At 30.3% G+C, this 22,589-nt stretch carries 17 protein-coding genes and 1 rRNA gene; 11 read left to right on the top strand and 7 right to left on the bottom strand.

Going from position 1 to position 22,589, the window contains the following annotated elements; all coding sequences use genetic code 11:
• Positions 1–4 precede the first annotated feature (4 nt).
• The 8 genes from Q0975_RS21370 (at position 5) to Q0975_RS21335 (ending at position 7,880) form a co-directional block, all read left to right on the top strand.
• Positions 5–1,342, top strand: coding sequence for a hypothetical protein (locus Q0975_RS21370; RefSeq protein ID WP_299440427.1), 1,338 nt, complete (start codon positions 5–7; stop codon positions 1,340–1,342).
• A 2-nt stretch (positions 1,343–1,344) separates the two neighbouring features.
• Positions 1,345–1,899 carry a hypothetical protein gene (locus tag Q0975_RS21365; protein WP_299440425.1) on the top strand — a complete coding sequence of 185 codons (555 nt, stop codon included), beginning with the start codon at positions 1,345–1,347 and terminating at the stop codon, positions 1,897–1,899.
• Positions 1,900–1,934: 35 nt separating this feature from the next.
• Complete coding sequence (locus tag Q0975_RS21360; protein WP_299440423.1) at positions 1,935–3,908, top strand: PAAR-like protein; 1,974 nt, start codon at positions 1,935–1,937, stop codon at positions 3,906–3,908.
• Between the two features lie 15 nt (positions 3,909–3,923).
• Positions 3,924–5,471, top strand: a complete 1,548-nt coding sequence (locus Q0975_RS21355) for a DUF2235 domain-containing protein (RefSeq protein WP_299440421.1) — start codon at positions 3,924–3,926, stop codon at positions 5,469–5,471.
• Between the two features lie 58 nt (positions 5,472–5,529).
• Positions 5,530–6,441, top strand: coding sequence for a hypothetical protein (locus tag Q0975_RS21350; RefSeq protein WP_299440419.1), 912 nt, complete (start codon positions 5,530–5,532; stop codon positions 6,439–6,441).
• Positions 6,442–6,671: 230 nt separating this feature from the next.
• Positions 6,672–6,854: a hypothetical protein gene (locus Q0975_RS21345; protein WP_299440417.1), complete on the top strand. Its 183-nt coding sequence runs from the start codon at positions 6,672–6,674 to the stop codon at positions 6,852–6,854.
• A 36-nt stretch (positions 6,855–6,890) separates the two neighbouring features.
• Entirely contained in the window at positions 6,891–7,034 is a 144-nt protein-coding gene (locus Q0975_RS21340; RefSeq protein WP_299440415.1) for a hypothetical protein, read from the top strand.
• Positions 7,035–7,307: 273 nt separating this feature from the next.
• Positions 7,308–7,880, top strand: coding sequence for a conjugal transfer protein TraO (locus Q0975_RS21335; protein ID WP_299440413.1), 573 nt, complete (start codon positions 7,308–7,310; stop codon positions 7,878–7,880).
• Positions 7,881–8,187: 307 nt separating this feature from the next.
• Here the strand turns inward: Q0975_RS21335 and Q0975_RS21330 are convergent, their stop codons facing one another.
• The 6 genes from Q0975_RS21330 to Q0975_RS21305 form a co-directional block, all read right to left on the bottom strand.
• Complete coding sequence (locus Q0975_RS21330; RefSeq protein WP_299440411.1) at positions 8,188–8,901, bottom strand: LytTR family DNA-binding domain-containing protein; 714 nt, start codon at positions 8,899–8,901, stop codon at positions 8,188–8,190.
• Between the two features lie 16 nt (positions 8,902–8,917).
• Positions 8,918–11,125 (bottom strand): tetratricopeptide repeat-containing sensor histidine kinase, encoded by a 2,208-nt coding sequence (locus tag Q0975_RS21325; protein WP_299440410.1) that lies wholly within the window; start codon positions 11,123–11,125, stop codon positions 8,918–8,920.
• A 10-nt stretch (positions 11,126–11,135) separates the two neighbouring features.
• Positions 11,136–13,349, bottom strand: a complete 2,214-nt coding sequence (locus tag Q0975_RS21320; RefSeq protein ID WP_299440408.1) for an ATP-binding protein — start codon at positions 13,347–13,349, stop codon at positions 11,136–11,138.
• A 35-nt stretch (positions 13,350–13,384) separates the two neighbouring features.
• Complete coding sequence (locus Q0975_RS21315) at positions 13,385–15,592, bottom strand: ATP-binding protein (protein ID WP_299440406.1); 2,208 nt, start codon at positions 15,590–15,592, stop codon at positions 13,385–13,387.
• A 90-nt stretch (positions 15,593–15,682) separates the two neighbouring features.
• The gene (locus Q0975_RS21310) at positions 15,683–16,132 is read right to left on the bottom strand and encodes an Rrf2 family transcriptional regulator (RefSeq protein WP_299440404.1); all 450 of its coding nucleotides are present in this window, start codon (positions 16,130–16,132) and stop codon (positions 15,683–15,685) included.
• Between the two features lie 158 nt (positions 16,133–16,290).
• Positions 16,291–16,800: a DinB family protein gene (locus Q0975_RS21305; RefSeq protein WP_299440402.1), complete on the bottom strand. Its 510-nt coding sequence runs from the start codon at positions 16,798–16,800 to the stop codon at positions 16,291–16,293.
• Positions 16,801–17,087: 287 nt separating this feature from the next.
• On the opposite strand from Q0975_RS21305, the gene Q0975_RS21300 reads away from it, so the two are divergent.
• The 3 genes from Q0975_RS21300 (at position 17,088) to dnaE (ending at position 22,235) form a co-directional block, all read left to right on the top strand.
• Complete coding sequence (locus Q0975_RS21300; protein WP_299440400.1) at positions 17,088–17,900, top strand: hypothetical protein; 813 nt, start codon at positions 17,088–17,090, stop codon at positions 17,898–17,900.
• Positions 17,901–18,063: 163 nt separating this feature from the next.
• Entirely contained in the window at positions 18,064–19,275 is a 1,212-nt protein-coding gene (gene dinB / locus Q0975_RS21295; protein WP_299440398.1) for a DNA polymerase IV, read from the top strand.
• 2 nt (positions 19,276–19,277) lie between these two features.
• Positions 19,278–22,235: a DNA polymerase III subunit alpha gene (gene dnaE, locus Q0975_RS21290; RefSeq protein ID WP_299440396.1), complete on the top strand. Its 2,958-nt coding sequence runs from the start codon at positions 19,278–19,280 to the stop codon at positions 22,233–22,235.
• A gap of 110 nt (positions 22,236–22,345) precedes the next feature.
• On the opposite strand, the gene rrf is transcribed toward dnaE, so the two are convergent.
• Positions 22,346–22,453, bottom strand: a 5S ribosomal RNA gene (gene rrf / locus Q0975_RS21285).
• Positions 22,454–22,589 lie beyond the last annotated feature (136 nt).

Below are 22,589 nucleotides of genomic sequence, written 5' to 3'. Positions count from 1 at the left end.
AAATATGTCAAACGGAACGATAACAAATGAAGCTCCTCCTAAAGAAACCATCATTGAAGTAGGTAAACCTAAACATCTTAGATGCGATTATTTTGATCCTTTGGTGCAAACATGTCAATTCAAGGTATATAGAAAAGATCATAAGGACTTGGATGGACAACCATATTTCATTCTTTCAGCATCGGGGTTAGGTAGTTTTAGGTCTGATACCCCTGTAAAACCAAAATTTACTTGGTTTGATAAAAATGAAGAAGAAATTAAATTGGTTTTTGATGTAATTTTTTCAGACAAAACAATTCCTTGTACTGATCAAATTTTAATCATAAAAAAAGGTAATTCGGACTTAAACGTATATTGGGAAGGAGGAGAAGGAGAAATGACGAGTTCTCCATTAAGAGTTTTTGCTGAATTTTCTATTCATTCCAATCTAGATATTGGTAATAAAATCCTTTTTAAAATTGATAGAACTCAACCTAAAGATTATTACAGCTTAGCTTCCAACCAAAAAGTTTATGAAGAACTAAGAACTACAAAAAATGATATTGTAACTATTCGAAGTGAACCAATAGATACCGATTATTTCTTTAAGTGGTTTTGCGTATCAAGTCTAAATATAAGTTTCATTCAAGGGTTCAGAGATCCTGTTATATATTTAAAAGATATAGAACAAAAAAAAATTCGTAGATCTGACCCTGTCAACCCTGAGGATATTTATAAAATTTTGCAAGCTGACGGTCTCGTTCCTCAAATATTTTATGATTATCATTTAACTACAAGAGAGTTTTTAGCACCTTTTGACTGGTTACATGGAAAATTGAGCACTGTCGTAAACATAACGCAATCTGCTATAAAAAAATCATTTAAAAACTTTTTTAAAAACTACGCTAAAAGCAAGTTAGAAGGCGCTGCAACTACAGATGTTTTCAAGAGATGGATAAAGAACAGAAATAACTATAGATTTTATAAAGAAGAACTTAAGGAATTGATAGATTATTTTGAAACTCATAAAGGTAAGAGATATACAAATGGCTTTCGAGCCTGGTTTAAACTTGAATACGGCCAGAACCCTCAAGACCCACAGGTTAAAAAAGAAATCAATCAACTAAAAACGGAGAGACAACATATATGGAATAACAGAATTACTTTTCCAGGAATGAGTCTATTTGAGAGTGACCATTCTTCTTGGTTAGCATTAAAAAAAATAGACAAAATAATAAAAGACTATAATAGGATTAACCAAATATATAATGACTATGAAAAGAAATTCTATGAGATTGAAAAGAAAACAGTAGAAGGTATTAAGTCCATGATTGAATTATCTCCTAACTCAAATAAATACTGATCATGAAATTATTCATTAAGGATATAACTAATAATATTCATATTAAAGATAAAAGAATCTTATATGAAGAATTAAGTGGAATATTAGAAGTATTGTCAAACAATAAGTACACAGAGATTAAATTATACAAAGAATCTATTTCTAAATACTTAATTTATTTGCGCCCTATAAGTCCATCTTTATGGAAAATAGATTCTCCTATAAAATTAAGGGAGGTTCACAAACAATGCTATGCTACCAAAGAACAATGTGTAGCCATCATTAGAGAGTTATTTGAAAAAGGAAATATTGACGATGTTCCAGGTTTTATAGAGGTACCTATTCAAGATTTTACATTGGATGAAATGATTGAGTTTAAAAAAGAAGAAGAGATGCTGCTGCGAGGAGAGGATCCTTTTGAAGAAGAAGATACTACTTCTGAATTAGAAGATCATCCTAAAGATGAAATGGGTAGTATATCAAAACCGGAAACAAAAGCAAATATTGAAACACCAAAAAAAGAACCTGCAACCCAAATTAATAAGAATGTAAAATCAGACAATTATTTTCAGATATAAAAAACACCGCCTAATAATATATAAACACTACTACCATGGCAACAGAGACAAAAGAAGTACGAATTTCATATACAAGTGTTCAGATTCTATGTACTAAATCTGTTGGAGGAGCTCCATCTGTTATGAGTACTCCTATAAAAAGTGTTGGGATAAGCAAAGGACTTGCCAGTACAGAACAAGATATAATACCTTCTACACACATTGTACCTTTTGCTGGATGTAATTATATGGGACAATGTCTGGCTTGCGTACCTACAGGAAAATGGAAGCTACCTGCAGAAAGCACACTAAATGTGGTCAAAAGAGTTCCGCTAGTAGAGGACAGTGAATTTGATTGTACGGCAAGAAGCGGTAAAATCACCTTTAACTTTAATCCCGTTAAGACTGTTCCTCCAGCTAACAAGAAACCAAATATTGTAGATAATGCAAAAGCAAAAATTAATAGCGCTGCCAATAGTGTTGTAAAAAAAACTACGGAAGCTTTAAAAGATGTAACAGAAGGTATTACAGGGGCTTTTGACGGATTAAAACCTGTATTAGAAAATACTCAAGCAGCAAATCTTGCAACTTCATTAGATACTCAGGTTCAAAAACTAAACGAACTAAAAAAGCAAACGGATTCCAGAGTTAAAGATTTAGACAAAGAGATTACAGAACTCAAAAAAAAGATTGAAGCAAAACTTACCGGTAAAGCATACACACCTCCAACGAATACAAAAAAAGAAACAGAAATACAGGTTACAACTTCAAAAGATGAGATTGATTTACAAAATGCAGAAGAAGAAAAGCGAAATGAATCACTATATGATGAAGGAACCAACGAGGCTATCAAGGAGTATGAAAATTTTATAAACTCTAAAATCACTCCTACCACAACTGTCAGAGAAATCGAAGTAGAAAAAGAGATAACATCCACTAATAAAGATGATGTTGTAGAAAATACCACTTCGTTGCCTAATACCACTTCGGATAAAGAAAATAATACAACTAAAACATATCTTGATCAGTTATCTGATACTAGTAAAGATTTAGGTTTGGATAAAAACCAAGATACTCAGGAAGCACTAAAGCTTTTGGATAATATGGATACCATACTAATAAACGACCCTAAAGGAAGTACTGCTGATCAGACAAAAGTAATCATACAAAATGAAAGAAATACACTAAACAGTAAAGTCCAAGCTTCCATTGAAGAAGAGCTTAAAGAATTAGGATATTACGAAAAATTAAAAAAATATAATGAAGAGTCTAATGATCTTCAGAAAGATATAGATAAAACTTCATTAACATTAAAATCTATCGGTGATTTTGGAGGTTTTATAGACGGTCTAAAAAATAAATATTTAGGAAAAATTGGTGCTAAATACGGTGAATCTTTAAATAAGTTATCCAATAACCTATCAACTCTAAACACATCAATGGACGGGTTAAGTTATGTAGCTGATGGGTTTCCTAAAGGCGAGGTTTTTACGAATGTTATTAGAGAAATCAAAGATGAGGATAATGAGAATGGAGATGGGACAAACAACAATGGATCGGGTAATATTTTTGGTAGTCTGGATGATGTCTTAAACGACAGAAATACAGAACCAAAAATATTAAGAATATATGCTATTTACGCTCAAGATCCAGATGAAGGAGAAGAATATAAAAATGGTGATATCATCACAGTGGATTTCATTCCTCCTAATATTAAAGTTGATCTTATTATCCAAGCAAATGGAAAAGCAGATGGAGCCATCGTAGATTTAGATTTACAAGAACGTTCTTTTCATTATGATCCTATTGAAAACAGTGGACGTAGCACTGTCAGAAATGGTTTATTTGAAAATATAACCTTACAAGGTGATAGTCCTGATTTTAAAAAAGGTGAGTCTTATGACGTCAGCGATCCTAATTACGCATTGGATGCCGATGGGAATAGGAAAACAGAAACACTAAAAGATAAAACTACTATTAAGTTTAAGTCTAGATTACCTATAGAAGAAGAGCAAGAAGGAGAGCTTTAATTAAAATAAATAATAATGAGCCAAAGTAATAGTAATAATTCTAGTAGTACTGTGTCATGTACTATTAATCCTAGCTCTCCTGTTAAACCAAATGAGGCTAGTGGAAACATGGCTGCTTGTAAAGGTGAGACTATTCAAGTAACTATGGGAATGTTTTTTGATGGTACTGGGAATAATAGATTTAACGTAGATGAGAAAAATCCATTGTACGAAGATGACAGTTATACAAATGACCACTCAAATGTTTCCAGAGCCTCAAATTTCTATAAAGGATTTTTAAATGATGAAGAAAAAGATGGATTAAATATTTATGTAGACGGCATAGGTACTACTGCTGGTGAAAGAGATGATTTATTAGGTTTTGCTCTGGGAACTGGAAACACTGGTGTAGAAAGAAGAGTTAAATTAGGGACTCTTGAAGCAGTAAAAGCTATTTTCAATATAGTAGATAAGGAAAAAATAGGGACTATAAATGTTACTTTTGATGTTTTTGGTTTCAGTAGAGGAGCTGCAGCAGCAAGGCATTTTATTAACATCAATTCAGAAAGCAAAACGTATTGGGATAACAATACATACAACAGTTTATTTCATTTTCTGTGTAATATCTTAAATAATGAATACAACAACTCTAAAACTATAGAAGTGAATATAGATTGGCAATTTGCAGGTTTATATGAAACAGTATCTTCTTACGGCATTAATCGCAGCAATGACGTCAATGAGTTAGGATTAATGAATATTAATCATGTAAAAAACACTTTTCACATCGTAGCTTCGGATGAGTATCGAGAAAAATTTTCTATCACACCAATACATTCTCCAATTATTGTAAACGGAAAATTAACATCTTTAAAAAGTGGGACATTTGGTGAAGATTACCTAGGAAATTCTATAGAAACTTTTAAAGAAACTTTAGTAATACCAGGGGTACATTCGGATATAGGTGGTGGCTACGCTAATAATCTTTCTGAAGATAAAATGATACTCTTTTTAAGTGAAAGTTTTTTTCATATTGCAAGTCAAAGTATACCATCACAAGAATATAAACAACAAGAAATGATCGCTACTAAAGTTAAAGATAGATTCGTTGAAGACGGATGGTATAAAGAGAACACCAATGATACTGCGAATAATATAGTAGTCTCTTTAGAACCTGCTAAAAAGAGTAATAACCTTAATGTACCACCTACGGAATATCATTTTAAAGTTATAGGTTCTAGAAAGAAGATAAAAAATGAGTATAGCCATATCCCTTTAACTATTATGACAGAGAAAGCTATACAAAATGGTGTAAACTTTGATTTAGCAAAGATAAAGTCAAATTTTCCTATTCGTGAAACTGAAGGCACAATGCTAGATTTTATACCTAATGGAGATTTTCTTGATGAAATTTATAAAAAATTAAAAAACAATGTTGCTCTTAATACAAATGAACTAAAAAAACTAAGATATAAATATTTGCATTGGTCTTCAAGGTATGATCTTTCCATATTTGAACCTCATCAACCATTGTTTAATCAAAATGATAAGACTAAATATGAAAGAGAAATCATCCCTATTTAAACAGACATCTATAATTTGAAACATCAGTAAAAAAATAATATATATAACTATCGCTATTATGAAATCCTCTATAACAGACACTCCAAAAGAAATAAATATTAGTGGTCAAAAAATCTCTGGTAAAGAATTATATAATGTAGTAAATACAGCATCTGCCCATAAAGATTCTTGTATAAAATTATACCAAGATAAAGAACAAAAATATACCGCCATCTTTTCTTGGCAAGATCGCAATAAATGGAAAATAGATTATCCTATCCAACTACACAAAATACATAAACAACGCTATGTAACCCATAAACAATGTTTGCAGTTATCTGAGCATATATTTAATGGTAATTCGCTCGATGATCTAAAAGGTTTTATAGACGTCCCTATAAGACATTTCACTTTAGACGAGATGCTTCAATTCAAAAAAGAAGATGAAATGATGCTTAGAGGAGAAGATCCTGATCTACATAAACCTGCTCCTGCTTCATCTCAACAACCAGAAATACCAGAAACCTCAAAAAACAGGATACTACAGAATAAAACTAATAAACCTTCCATAATTCTTGGTGATATATCTGTTCCAAAAGAAGAATCCAGAGTTAAATCAGTTCCAAGTGTTACTACCAAAAAAAAATCAAATACTGCCACATCTCCGATTAAACAGTTTAAAACATCTGCAGAAGAACTAAAAAAAGAAAAAGAACAACCTAATACAGCTAAAACTCCTGTAAAACCAACGACTAAAAAAGCAACTAAACCGAAATCAATACGAAAAAAAACTGATAATACCAGTCTTCTAAATCTAGGAAAAGTTGCAAAACCTAAAAAAGATAATATACCTTCTTTAGTAATGGGAGAACAACTTGGTACAGATCAAAAATCAACAACCACTCCTACTCCATCAAAAGTAAAAACAAAACCAGATACAATTAAAAAAAACAAACCAATGAATAATGACAATAGCCTATTTAGTATCTAAATAATTTTTAAAGCTTTTACTTGTCCTTTTTTGTGATTCCGAATTACGCTTCAATTTAGAATTCTTTAATCGATATATAACTACTGTTTCTTTTATATACCTCCACATCAATCTGTTGTTCATCCACAATTTTAGACCAAAGACCCACTATACGAATAGTATCTTATTTCTAAATAATACCTTAAGTATAATTATTACAACGTGTAATAAACTAACTTAAATTTTACATCATGATAACTAATTTATCAAACTTAGGAACAGCCTTAACTAAAGAGCAACAAAAAACGATTAACGGAGGATTGCTTTTACCTTGTCATAATGATCGAGATTGTGTAGATCTTACCGCTAGTTATAATTATCAATGTTCTTCTTTTCCAAATTCGCCATTTGGTAAACTATGTACTTTACGATAGTGTAAAGACATTTATAATAACTTAAACTTTCACACAATGAAAAAAAACATTTTAAACTTAGAAGGAGTCAAAGTACTCAGAAAAGAAGCGCAGAAAGCTGTAAATGGCGGTTATGATGGTTGTGATTGTGGCGTAACTTCTAATATGCAATTTTTTTGTCCACATAGAAACTGTGATTAGAAGAAAATAACAAATCTAATATCCTCATCGTGTCCTTAGTGATATGATGAGGATATTTTCATGAATATCAATTAATATAATAAGAATGGTTATATAATAACTATTCCATACATAGTTAACTCACCAAACAAAAAACCCAAAAAACAAAACACTGATCCATATAATACATACCAAAATCCCAAAGTAATTATTTCGTGTTTTAATAAATACTTAATTAGTGTTTGATATTCTACAAAAATTTTAAATATAAAACTTAATTCAAAGGCATTACCAATGAATAATTCGATACACACGAAGAAGCAATTACTTTATACATCTGTAATACTACTACTTTTATTTTTATATGCTAATGCATTATCCGCTCAAAGTCATAAAGTAGCATTTTCGATAACAGGCGGTATTGTACAAGATGGTTTTAGCGGAATGATAACTGGAGATTATAAAGTAAATGAGTTTGATTTCCTTCAATTCAATATACAAGGTAGTTTCGCTAACTTAGAGCAAAATAATATAGATATTCCTGTAAATACGTATTCTTTTAATGCAGGTTTCTTTTTTGATATCCTAAGAAACAATTCCAGAACCTTTGCACTATCACTAGGAGCAGGAGGTACAATAGGTTATGAGAGCATTAACAATGGTGATCAAACTCTAGAAAACAATCAAATTCTCAATATCGAAACTAATAATGTGGTTTATGGAGCATACGCGGGGTTGGATGCAGATATTTTTATCTCTCCAGTAATATCCTTAAATATAAAACTAAATGAAACCTATCATTTCAATAGTGAAATTGGAGAATTAACACCTTATGCAGGCTTAGGAATTAAATTAATTCTAAAATAAAAGACCTCATATAAACTTCTGTAATTATTGAAAAGGAATTCCCTTCTTATTTAGAAGTTGACATTACATTTGATGATCTCGAAATAGATGGTGAAATACTGAGTGTGTCGTTTAATGGAAAAAAGAACTAAAGTATACGAGTTGAGAGTTTCGTGCTTTTGTGTGTTCAAAAAGGTTCATCAAACTATAATTTTTGTTTGATGAATCTTTTTATAAAAATTGTAATAGAATAATGAATAGGTTTTTACACACTATCAAAAGTAACAATCGAACATATAATAAGTTTTATAAGGTTATTTGAAAATTATTAGATCACTTTTAATCGTTTATATATAAGTTCTTTAAAAGTTCTCCCTATAGGAATATGATGTCCTTGTATTTCTATGGTTTGATCATATTCATGTAATGAATCTATTTTATTCCAATTAATGAGATATGATCTGTGTGTTTGAACAAATTCTAAACCTTCAAGCTTCTTTCCTAGTTTCAAAATGGAATATCTTACAGATAGTTTTTTATTATCAGTAGTAACTATCGAGCAATAATTTTTTGAATCTGTATGTGCAAAAAGAATAGTATCTAGATTTACTTTCACTAATTTATTTCCGCTTTTTACAAATATATCTTCAGATTCATCGGTAGTATTCTTTTCGGAAGTAACTTCTTTTTTATTAGCAAGAATTAGTGCTGCCTGTAAATCATCTTTGTTAATCGGTTTTGTTAAGTAAGCTACTGGATTGATATCTGCTGCTTTACTCATGATATTCTTATCATTATCAGAGGTTGCAAAAAAAACAGGTATTTCATACAATGTCTTAATTTTATTCCCCAAAGCTATTCCAGATTCTTTTCCATTAAGATGAATATCCAATATAACGGCATCGGGTTTTAGCTCTCCTATTTGTTCCTGAGCTTCAAAAGGATCATCAGAATTACCAACACAAGAATATCCTAATTCTTCTAAACTGATTTTAATATCTTCTAGATGAAATATATCATCTTCTACAATATAAATATTCATGATCTGTGTATTTTATTTACGCTGATAAAGGTTTAGAAATTGCCCCTTCTTCTTTAGTCAGCGATATGGTTATGGGGATGCTTAAGTCAAAACGCGTGCCAATTCTTTTTTCTGAAGAAACATTGATCGTTCCTTTATGCATTTTTACAAATCGATAAACGAGATTAAGCCCCAGTCCTGTTCCTTTTTCACCTTGTGTACCGATAATAGATTTTTTTTCTTCTAAAGTAAAAATATTTTGTAATTGATTCTCAGATATTCCTATTCCAGTATCAATTACAGAACATAAAAACATATCATTCTCACTGCTAAATTCTATACGAATATTTCCTTCTTCAGTATATTTAAGAGCATTCCCAATTAGGTTTCTAAAAATCACATGAAAAGCTCCTTTATCAAATGTAATCCTCAAATCTTCTTTAAATTTTAAATCAATCTTAGTTTTCTTATAAGAAGCTTGTTGTTTATATCCTGATACAATTTCTTTTAATTCTTCACTTACCAATATGGTTTGAAGATTCATTTTATATCCATTCATCTGTTCTAATGACCAATTCAATAAGTTATCCAGCATATTAGAAAGACTTTCGGAGTTTTTCTCTAGAGCTTGTGAAATTTCTATTGTTTTTTCGTGATTACCTTTATCGATATGATATTTTAGTATTTTACCTGATCGCTGAAAAGGAAGAATCATCCCTCTTAGATCGTGGGCAATGATAGAAAAAAGACGGTTTTTAACCTGGTTTGTAGAAGCAAGCTGCTTTTGTTGCTTTCTCAGTTTTCTAAAAGCCCAAGCCCCTAATAACAATAATAGAAACAAAAAACTAGCCGCTAATAAATATAAATTTTGCTGAGTTTTAGCTTGTTTTGTAATTAATTGTTGTTCTTCTTTTTCTTGATTGAGATTTACAATAGCCAATTCTTTCTTTTTGGTGTCATATTTTTTCTCTAAATCTGCTATCTTGGTTTGCACTTCTTGGCTCGATATAGAATCTTTTATAGAGTGATATTTCTTAAAGTGCTCCAAGGCCGAAGTGAATTGTTTTGTTTTTTCGTAATATTCACTATATATTTTATGAAATTCTTTTTTAGAATCTAATTCTCTAATTTTATTTACAGCTTCTTCAAAAGGTTTTAAATATTCTTTAACTTTATTGTATTCTCCTTTTTTAAGATAAACCTTTATTATACCAAAAAGACTAGGTAGTGTTTTTTCGATATTTAATTCTTTAGACATTTTATAAGCTTTAATAAAACAAATTCCGGCTTTATCGTAATCTAATGAAGAGTCATAATAGATCATGCCCTTATGCTGCAGGCCTTCAATTATTAAATCATTGTGTTTCATTTTTTGAGATATATCCGATGCTGAGTCTACATTATCAATAGCCTTGTCATATTCTTTTAATTCCCTATATCTTCCTGCTAAAGCTAAGTGAAATGAAGCAATCTCATAATCATTACCAATTTTTTTTGCCCTTAAAATCCCTTCATTAAAGTATTTTATTGCAGTTTCAGATTTATCCAATTTCACATAACAAAAACCAAGATTATAATAGGTACCTATTAAACGCAATAGATCAGACGGTTTTTCATCCGTTTCGATAGTTTGAAGAAAAATCTCTGCTGCCTTCGTATAGTTATCCAAATGAAGGTAATATGCTCCTTTATTCTGATATGCATCTAATAAATTGACAGTATCTTTAATGCGTTTCAAAACAACAATACTTGAATCTATATAATTGATAGCTTTACCGTACTCATTATCATCTCTTGCAGACATCGATTTTAACGTATAATATAAATGCCAACTACTATTATCCGGGTCTTTTGATAGTATTGATCTGGCTTTTTGCAATATTGGTATTGTTTCATCTTTTCTATAATTATTTAACAATGCATATGCTTTATATACATATGTAGACAATAATAATTCTTCTGAATCTGTGTTTTTGGCTAATATTGCTACCTTATCATAATAGTATAAACTAGAATCTGTATTTTTTTTTATCTCATATATATAGGCTTGAGACATATAAATATCCGTCAAACAAGTTTCATCGACCTTAGCCATCATGATCTTATTATATTCAAAATAAAAATCTACATCCGAAATTGTATCTTTTTCCGCTCTCCATTGTTCACAATACTCTTTTTTTGTTTGTGCATGAGTCAAACAACCTATAAAAAATAATGCTAAAAAGAATGTGTATTTTGTTTTCATAAAATGACAACTATGCGGATAACTGTTTGGGATTATTTACTTTCATACTCTGTAAAGATATTGAAACGGGAAAATTTAATTCAAATTGGGTTCCTATCCTTTTTTCTGAAGAAACAGTGATCGTTCCTTTATGCATTTTCACAAACCTATAAACGAGGTTAAGTCCTAGTCCTGTTCCTTTTTCACCTTGTGTACCAATAGTAGATTTTTTTTCTTCCAGAGTAAAAAGATTCTCAATCTGATCCTGAGACATGCCTACACCAGTATCTGTAATTGAACATAAAAACATATCATCATTACTTGTACACTCTATTCTTATATTTCCTTCTTCAGTATATTTTAAAGCATTACCTATCAAATTTCTAAAAATAACATGAAAGGCTCCTTTATCAAATATAATTTTCAAATCTTCTTCGAATTTTAAATCAATTTTAGTTTTCTTATAAGAAGCTTGTTGTTCATATCCAGAAATAATTTCGTTTAGTTGTCCTCCAATAGATATTGTTTCTGGATTCATTTTATATCCATTCATCTGTTCTAACGACCAATTCAATAAATTATCCAACATATTAGAAAGGTTTTCGGAGTTTTTTTCTAGGGCTTGTGAAAGTTCTATTGTTTTTTCATGATTACCTTTATCGATATGATATTTTAGTATTTTACCTGATCGCTGAAAAGGAAGAATCATACCTCTTAGATCATGAGCTATGATCGAAAAAAGACGATTTTTAACCTGATTTGTAGAGGTAAGTGCCTTTTGTTGTTTTCTCAATTTTCTAAAAGCCCAAGCACCAGCTATTAATAAAAACAATAAAAATCCAGCTGCTAATAAATATAAGTTTTGTTGAGCTTTAGCTTGTTTGGCTATTTGTTCCTGTTCTTCTTTTTCTTGATTAAGAGATACTATCGCTAATTCTTTCTTTTTAGTATCATATTGTTTTTCGAGATCAGCTACTTTAATCATTACTTGTTCGCTGGATATAGAGTCTTTTATTGAATAATATTTTTTTAGTTGATTTAAGGCTAAGAATGATTGACCTGTTTTCTCATAATATCTGCTAGAAACTTGATAGAATTTTTGTTTAAAATGTATACTATTAATCTTATTAGTTATATTCTCAAAAGATTTCAAGTAGCTTTTCACTTTTTTATATTTTTTTTCATGAAGATAAATTTCTATTAAGCCTCTGATGCTAGCATATAGTGTTGAATCATCTTTAGACTTTTTAGCTATTTGGTAAGCTTCTTTAAAATACACCTCTGCCTTATCGTTTTGTTTAAGGTTTTCAAAGTATATCCATCCCTTTTCTTTTAACAATTCGGCGATTTGAACATAATCTTTCTGATCACGAGCTAATTTTAATGCATAATCAGCAACTTTAATTGCATCATCATTTTTATTTAACTTCTGGTTACATTTAACCAGTTCAGCGTAACATAATAATAAAACATAATTATCTCTTCTTTTCTTTGCAATTGGAATACTCTTATTTATATATTTTATTGCGGTATCGTAATGTCCCCATCTTAAATAGGTACGACCTAAAAAATAGTATATATCCTCTAAGTCTAAAATATTATTTTGACCTTCTTTAAGCTGGATTGCTTTTAGTAAATTTTTAGCTGATTCTTCATAATTCGATAAATTAAAGTGGTACAAGCCTATGTTTTGATATCGCGTTGGTATTCCAATTTCATTATTAGTTCTATTTAAGAAACCGATAACCGAGTCCGCATATATGATTGCTTTATTATATTCGTTACTTTTCCTTGCTACTAATTCCTTCGTATTATAATAAAGAACCCACGCTTCATTTTTAAAATCTTTATCCAATATTTTTTTAGCTTTATCTAGCCACACATAAGCTTCTTTATCTTTATGGTTTTGAGATAATAAAATATTAGCCTTCTCTACATATAAGCTTGAAAGTGATGTCTCTTTTTTGAGGCTTTCTCCCAGTATGATAGCTTGATTACAATTACTTAATGCTTCATCAAACTTTTCAATATACTTATATGTGTGAGTTAATGCTAAATAAATTTCTATCTTACATTCATCATCTACTTTAGAAATAGTTTGATTACTAAGCCTAAATAATGCTTCAGAGCTTGAAATTGTATCCATTTGTTTACGCCATAATTCACAATAATCATTTTCTGTTTGCGCCTGTGTAGTAATACCTATTAGAAGAAGAAACGAGTATAAGAGTTTTTGTGTGGTCATCGCTAGTTGTTTTACATTCGATTGTCTCCTCTATTTTATGCAGAAATAGATTTTCGTCCTTCTTTTTGATTGAGTACTTGTTTTACGGCTGGAAAACTTAAATCAAACCGAGTACCAATTCTTTTTTCCGAAGAAACGTTGATTGTTCCTTTATGCATTTTTATAAATCGATATACAAGGTTAAGTCCCAGTCCTGTTCCTTTTTCTCCTTGTGTTCCGATCGTAGATTTTTTTTCTTCCAAAGTAAAAATATTTTGTAGTTGATCCACAGACATGCCTATTCCCGTATCAGTTACTGAACATAAAAACATATCATTCTCACTTGTAAATTCTATTCGAATATTCCCTCCTTCAGTATATTTAAGAGCATTCCCTATTAGGTTTCTAAAAATCACATGAAAAGCTCCCTTATCAAATTTAATATTCAAATCTTCTTTAAATTTTAAATCAATCTTAGTTTTCTTATAAGAGGCTTGTTGTTCATATCCAGAAATAATTTCACCTAACTGTACTCCCACTGATATTGTTTCAGGATTCATCTTATATCCATCCATTTGTTCTAATGACCAATTCAATAAATTATCCAACATATTAGAAAGACTTTCTGAGTTTTTTTCTAGAGCTTGCGAAAGTTCTATTGTTTTTTCGTGATTACCCTTATCGATATGATATTTTAGTATTTTACCTGATCGTTGAAAAGGAATAATCATCCCTCTTAGATCATGAGCAATAATAGAAAAAAGGCGGTTTTTAACTTGGTTTGTAGAAGTGAGTTCCTTTTGTTGTTTTCTCAGCTTTCTAAAAGCCCAAGCACCAGCTACTAATAAAAACAATAAAAAGCCAGCTGCTAACAAATATAAGTTTTGCTGAGCTTTAGCTTCCTTAGCAATCTGTTGTTGTTGTTCATTTTCCTTACTTAACGATACTATCTCTAATTCTTTATTCTTTGTATCGTACTTTTTTTCTAAATCAGCTACTTGTGTCTTAACCTTAGTATTAGATATAGAATCCTTTATAATAAAGTATTTTTTCAAGTATTTCATAGCAGAGTCTGATTTTCCTGCCTTTTCATAGTATTCACTATACTTTTTATAATACTCCTGTCTATAACGAAGATCTCCAAGTCTTTTTGTTACTTCTTCAAAAGGTTTAAAATATTTTTTCGCTTTTTTATACTCATTTTTATACAAATAAGATTCTATAACACCTCTTACAGAAGGATATATAGTCATATCTATACCGGCCTCTTTAGCTTTTTCATATCCTTTTAAAAAAGAAATTTCAGCGCGATCATAATCTTTAAAGCTTTTTATAAAGAGCCAACCTTTTTCCACATATGTTTGCGCTAATTGAGAATCATCATTGAGTTCTTTGGCTAATACTTGAGCCGAATCAATAGCCTTTAAAGCTTTTTCTTTTTCTTTTAAAACTCTATAACAATGAGCCATTTGTGAATAACTAAGTAATCGAGTATATTTATTACCTTCTTCTCTAGCTCTTGATATAGCTTTTCTTAGATACTTCATTCCTATTTCATGCTGATCCCATCGAATATAGCCAACTCCTAACACAAAATAAGTTGCCGCCAACTGATTGGGATTTTTTTGTTTTTCTTTAAGTTCTACAGCCAGTAACAAATTTTCAGCTGACTCTTCATATCTTGACAGACGTAATAAGTATACTCCTTTATTGTGATAATTATTCGGCAAATCCAAAGTGTCTTTTGTCCTCTTAGAAAATAATATTGTAGAATCAATGTATTTTAGGGATTGTTCATGATTACCTTCATTTTCCGCCATATTCGCATAAGTTTCATAATATGCAAACCATCCTGGATTTTCTGGAAAACCTTTTAACAACTTACTTGTTTTTTTTAAAAAATTTCTTGCCTCTTTGCTTTTTTTAGTTTTAAATAATGTATAAGCTTTTTTAGCATATGCATTTGCTAACTGCTCATTTGATTCAATAGATTTCCCTAAGATTATTGCTTTATCATAATAATAAATAGCCGAATCTTTTTCTTCTTTTTTATTATATATAAAACCAGATGTTATTAAAAGTTCTATTTTACAAGAATCATTGACTTTAGACATCATTTGTTTTAAAAACTCTAGTTGTTTGTCCCAATTATCAATGGTTAGAAACTTCTTATCTATTTCTTCGCAGAGTATCTTTTTATTTTGACTATTAATCGTAAAAACTGTAAAAAAAGTAAGAAGTAATAATATTTTTTTTGTGGTCATAGTTGGTTATTTAATTTTTACTTATCCATATATATTACGAATCTCCTTTATTGCTTCAATTAAAAACATAACCCGATAGGCTATGTAATCTCAAAGCACCCTTTCGCTTCTATTTAAATAGGTGGCTCCTACTTCTAATCCATTCGCTAATTCATACAGATTTGTACCAGAAAGCATTTTTTCTAATTCCTTCCTTACTAGTACTATTTTATTATGTATTGGACAAGGTTTATGAGCATTACATTCTTTTAATCCTAAGCCACATCCAGTGTAAATAGAATCACCATCAATCGCACATACAATATCTCCTAACGATATCTGATCTATTCTTATTTCTTCAATCAGAAAACCTCCTTTAGCCCCTTTTACAGAATCTAAAATCTTATTTTTAACTAGTTTTTGAAGTATTTTGGCGGTAAAAGCTTCTGGAGAATCAATCTCATTAGCTATAGTTTTCAGATTAGTAAGTTTATTTTGTAACGATTGCTGCGCTATATAGATAGAAGCTTTAATACCATATTCACAAGCCTTAGAAAACATATCTTTTTATTAAAGTATAACTCAAATATAGAGATAAATTTTAATTCGGATAATGTTGTCCTATATAAAAGATACATACTACATTGAATACACTATAAAAGTAGGAATCTCTTATACAAAAAACAGTCTGAATAAATTTGGATAGAAGGTATTCTGTATTAGATTCCCTCTCTCTTGTTTACAGGAGTGGTAGGATTGTATCCAAATCCAGAAATTTTTAACTCAATTCCTAATTGATTAAGTATATATCCTATCGTTGCATAATGATGAATTGCATGACTATTGGCATGTGCTAAAATACTTTCTAAGGTATAATTAACTGTAACTTTTCCTTGTCCCATATTATCAGTAACGTGAATCAAATAATCCGTATTTACGTCTACATAAGAAAGTAACGTTTTCTGAAGTGAATACATGTGATTTTTAGCAGCTTCTATATTAGTAGATAAAATTTCATCTCTCTTACGTGCAGTAAGATCAATATCATTAGTATCTAATCCATTGATAATACAATCAAAAAAATCTAAAGTATGTCTAATATGAGAACCAATACTTGAATAATATGGTCCAACAGAAGCATCACAGTAAGTTTCTAAATTTATCGCGTCTAATAGAGCAATAGCATTATTTAGATTATGGTTTATTGAGGATATAATAAGTGTTTTCATAGGGAATAAGGCGTAATATACATAATAAACTTACATAATAACTTTGGTAAAACGTTAAATTTATAATTTATACTCATAAGAATGCAATACCATATATGTAACCTCGTTATTAATAAAATATTGTGATACGCAGCCCCGTAGAACAGTAGGATATCTATCACTTTGTTTATGGGTTAGCCATAAAAATTAAGATAAAGTGCGCATTTCATCGATTAATGACATTTATTTTTGGATGTTACTTATAAAATATTGTATACTTGTACTGTTCATTAAAAAGCCCCATAAAAATGAAAAGAATAACATCAATTTTATTTTTACTTTGTTTTGTTTCTCAAACTAACGCCCAAAATCTTTATGAAGATGCGTTAACCGCTGCTAGCTATGCATATTCGCATTCTAAAAAGGCGCACGGAGCAAATAATGTATTTCATACTCAGGAATATGCAGATAAAGCTATAGAAGCTTTTGAAAAAGTAGAAAACCTTGCAGATAAGTGTGGTTGTTCAGAAGCTAATGAAACGGCATATGAGGCTAAAACAAATATGGTAAGTTCTCTAGATCAAGATACTTATGAGCGTAGCAGATATTATGCAAAGCAAGCTAAAGAACTTGGTCCTAAATTATTAGAACAATTAACTAATTGTCAAGCTAATGGTAGCAGTAGTGATGACTATACGGATGTTGCTAGTGCAGAAGAAGAAGCTATTGCAATTGCTTCTGAAGAAGTAGCTCAAAAACAGAAAGAATTAGAAGCGCAAAGACGTCAATTAGAAATCGAACAACAAAAATTACAACAACAAATAGCAGAGCAACAAAAAGCTCAAGCTGAATTCGAAGCACAACGTGCAGAAGAATTAAAAGAACAAACAGTAGTAAAAGTAAAAGCAGAACAAGCTTTAAAAAATCTGGAAAGTGCTCTTCAGGAATTAAGTATCGCTTTTGATGACGAATCAATATTCGAATCTCAAAAAGACTACTTAAGAAGTGAAAACGACTTACAAAACGAAACACTTAATGATACAAAAAATTTCTATGTAAATAGAGCTAAAGAACTTACTAAAAGTGCTATGCAACAATTTGCTGGATATACAGAAAATTAATACAATTGAATTTTATTTTGTAGCCCCAAAATAAAATTTTTTGAAACGGTATCTTATTTTAGATACCGTTTTTTTTTGGCCTATTGTGAATAAAATATAGAGATCCTATAAGTGTTTTGTGGAAATATTCCATAAATTTGGAAATATTCCAAATTATAATTAATTGAGAACTATACTACATCTTGATCTCGATACATTTTATGTATCAGTAGAACGTCTTATTGATAGCTCTTTACAACACAAACCCTTACTAGTAGGTGGTACTAGTGATCGTGGTGTTGTAGCAGCTTGCAGTTATGAAACCAGAACATTCGGCGTACATTCAGGAATGTCTATGAAAATAGCGAAAGAACTATGTCCGGAAGCTACTATTATAAAAGGTAATGCCGGGACATATAGTAAATACTCTGATCTGGTAACAGAAATCATTAAAGAAAAAGTTCCTGTCTTCGAAAAATCTAGCATTGATGAGTTCTATGCTGATCTATCAGGAATGGATAAATTTTTTGGAGCATATAAATATGCATCAGAACTTAGACAAAAAATTATTTCAGAAACCGGTCTACCAATATCTCTAGGATTTGCACAAAATAAAATAGTTTCTAAAGTAGCGACAAATGAAGCTAAACCTAACAATCAATTAAAAATTGATACTGGTACAGAAAAACCTTTTCTAGCACCGTTATCAATCAAAAAAATACCAATGGTTGGTGATAAAACTTTTCAAACACTACGTAGCTTAGGTGTACAACAGGTAAGAACTATACAAGAAATGCCTGTCGATGTTATGAAAAGAGTTTTAGGAGTAAATGGATTAACAATTTGGAAAAGAGCTAATGGAATAGATAATACGCCAGTAATTGCATTTTCTGAACGTAAATCTATTTCCACAGAAAGAACATTTGATAGAGATACCATAGATATATACAAACTGCGCAATATCCTTGTGGCAATGACAGAAAATCTATCATATCAATTACGTAGAGGAAATAAACTCTCTGCTTGTATTACTGTAAAAATTAGATACTCTGATTTCAATACATACTCTAAACAACTTAAGATCCCTTATACTAGTGCAGATCATATTTTAATTCCTAAAATTTTGGAGCTCTTTGAAAAATTATATCAAAAAAGATTATTAGTACGATTAATAGGTATCAGGTTTAGTCATTTGGTAAGTGGTAATTATCAGATTAATCTCTTTGAAGACAATGAAAAACAACTTAATCTTTATAAAGCTTTAGATCACATCCGAGATCGATATGGTGATCGAAGCGTTATTCGAGCTGTAGCAATGGGGTCTAAAACTATAGGTAGAATGCAAAATCCCTTTAATGGTCAACCTCCTATTGTACTAGCACATAGAAAACAATAATCATGTACTTGAATTGCCATTCATACTATAGTCTTAGATTTGGAACCTTTTCTGAAATAGATTTATTAGAATTAGCTAAAGAAAATCAAATCAACTGTTTAGCTCTAACTGATATTAATAATACAACTGCATGCCTTAATTTCATCCGAAAAGCTAAAGAATATCGAATCAAACCTATTGTAGGTATAGATTTTAGAAATAATCACCGACAACTATATGTCGGTATTGCTAAAAACAATCAAGGGTATAAAGAATTAAATAGTTTTTTGTCTTATCACTCTCACAATAAAATTGATTTCCCTCTGAATGCTCCAAAATTTAAAAATGCATTTATCATATATCCTTTCATGTATATTGTAGAAATAAAAAAAACTAAATTTTTATCAAATGAATTTATAGGTGTCTCCATAAAAGAAATCCCAAAACTAAGATTTTCGGTATACAGAAAACTAAAAGAAAAACTTGTCATACTTCAGCCCGTAACTTTTAGAACCAAAAAAGATTTTAATACACATCGCTTACTACGAGCTATCGACAATAACATTTTACTCAGTCGTTTGCCTGAGCAGCAACAAGCTTGTTTTTCAGAAAAAATGACATCAAATCTTGAAATTAAAAACCAATTTACTGAATTTGATTTCATGATCAGAAATACCGAAAATATACTTAAAGAATGTTCTATCAATTTTGACTTTTCTAAAAACAAACCTTCTTTAAATCAAAAAACTTACACCGGTAGTATTGAAGAAGATAATAAATTATTGATAAAACTGTGTAAAAAAGGCCTTCCCTATCGATATAAAAATCCTAACAAAAAAGTTCGGGATCGATTAGAAAAAGAGCTTGCTTTAATTACCAAAATGAATTTCGTTTCCTATTTTTTAATCAACTGGAGAATTATTTCATACGCTCACGAAAAAGGTTATTATTATGTAGGACGTGGAAGTGGGGCTAATAGTATTGTTGCATATTTACTTAGGATTACAGATGTAGATCCAATCGAATTAGATTTATATTTTGAAAGATTTATAAATTCGCATCGTACTAGTCCTCCAGATTTTGATATAGATTTCTCTTGGAGAGATCGGCAAGATATTACACGGTTTATCTTTGAAGAATTTGATCACGTAGCATTATTGGGAACATATGTTACTTTTCATTACAAAGGCGCTGTTAGAGAATTAGGCAAAGTATTTGGTTTACCCAAATTCGAGATTGACAAACTCAGTGAAGGTAATTATGATTATAATTCTATAGATCATATTCATAAACTAGTAATTACTTATAGTCAGCTAATTCAGGGGATACCCAATTACATCAGTATCCACTCTAGTGGAATACTAATTAGTGAAAAACCGCTTCATTCCTATATTGCTACAGATATACCTCCCAAAGGTTTTCCTACTGCACAATTTGATATGATTATTGCGGAAGATTTAGGTTTATATAAATTTGATATTTTAGGTCAACGAGGTTTAGCTAAAATCAAAGAAGCAATTAATATTATTCAATATAATCAGCCAGAAAAAGCCAATTTTGATATTCATGATATCAAAAAGTTCAAAAAAGATCCTAATATCAATTCATTAATAAAGGAAGCAAAATGTTTAGCTTGTTTTTATGTGGAATCACCTGCTATGCGCATGCTATTAAGCAAGCTCAAAACAGATAACTATCTAGGACTAGTTGCTGCAAGTTCGATCATACGGCCTGGAGTAGCTAAAAGTGGAATGATGCGAGAATATATCTTAAGAGAACATGATAAAGAAAGGCGAAAGAATTCACATCCTATCATGCTTGATTTGATGAAAGATACTTATGGAATCATGGTATACCAAGAAGATGTTATTAAAGTAGCTCATCTTTTTGCTAAACTCACTCTTGATGAAGCTGACGTATTACGTAGAGGAATGAGTGGTAAATTTCGATCTCGAAAAGAGTTTAAAGATGTACAAAAAAAGTTTATTCAAAATTGTCGAACAGAAGGGTATGAAGAAAAATTAATTTTTGAAATATGGGATCAAGTGGCAAGTTTTGCCGGATACGCTTTTCCAAAAGGGCATTCCGCTTCTTATGCTGTAGAAAGTTATCAAAGCCTATTTTTAAAAGCTTATTTCCCTTTAGAATATCTAGTAGCAACACTAAATAATGGTGGAGGATTCTATCGTTCTGAAGTGTATCTAAACGAAGCTAAACTACTAGGTGCAAACATCTTAACCCCTTCTATTAACATCAGTCAATACGAACATGTACTACACAAAAAAACTATATATCTAGGATTTGGTATACTACGAAATCTGGAGCATAAAATCTCTGAGTTCATATTATTAGAACGAAAACAACGCGGAATGTATTCTTCCCTTAATGATTTTATGGATAGAGTACCTATTAGCATAGAACAAATAAGTATATTAATCAAAATAAATGCTTTTGCTTTTACTCAAAAGAACAAACATGAATTATTATGGCAAGCACACTTTAAATTAAATGATACTCTTCCAGATTGTAACCAACCTCTTTTATTCGAAGAAAAACGAATAGAATATAAATTACCAGAATTTAAAATATCTAAATTAGAAAATGCATTTGAACAAATCGAATCCTTTGGATTTCCTCTATGCGGATATTATGAGATAATGACTTCGAAGCCTGTAAACCAAAATAGAGCTAATCAATTAAAAGAATACTTAAATAAGAAGATTGATATTTATGGATATTTAATCGCTATGAAAAACACCAACACTTCAAAGGGTAAACGTATGGCTTTTGGAACTTTTTTAGATCAATTTGGAGATATATTTGATACTGTGTTATTTCCACCTATACAAGAAAAGTATAAACTTAAGCATAAAGGTATCTATCGCATGTATGGTAAAGTAGTAGAAGAGTTTGGGTTTCTAAGTATTGAGGTGATCAAAATTGTTAAGCAAGATTATATTCAAGATCCAAGATATGGATAGTATCTACCAAGGAGTCGTATAAAAGAGTTATTAAATCAAGGAATTCCCTTTAGTTTTTTTAGATTTTAGGCATAAAAAAAACCCTTCATTAAATAATGAAGGGTTTTCAAGGAAGGCGGCGACCTACTCTCCCACGATTGTAGTACCATTGGCGCTAACGGGCTTAACTTCTCTGTTCGGAATGGTAAGAGGTGAGCCCCGATGCTATAACCACCTTAAGCTGTTAATCCTAAACTTGTTTCAAGATCTATTAGTACCTAAGTCTCAAGTAATCAGCATTAAGTTTTACAACTTATTACTTTATACTAAGCACTTACTACTAAGATAATAAGTTAACATATTGATTTAAATTGA

This window comes from uncultured Aquimarina sp., assembly GCF_947500065.1.
GTDB lineage: Bacteria > Bacteroidota > Bacteroidia > Flavobacteriales > Flavobacteriaceae > Aquimarina.
The sequence above is the reverse complement of the archived record's forward strand: the minus strand, read 5'-3'. Positions and strand labels throughout refer to the sequence as shown.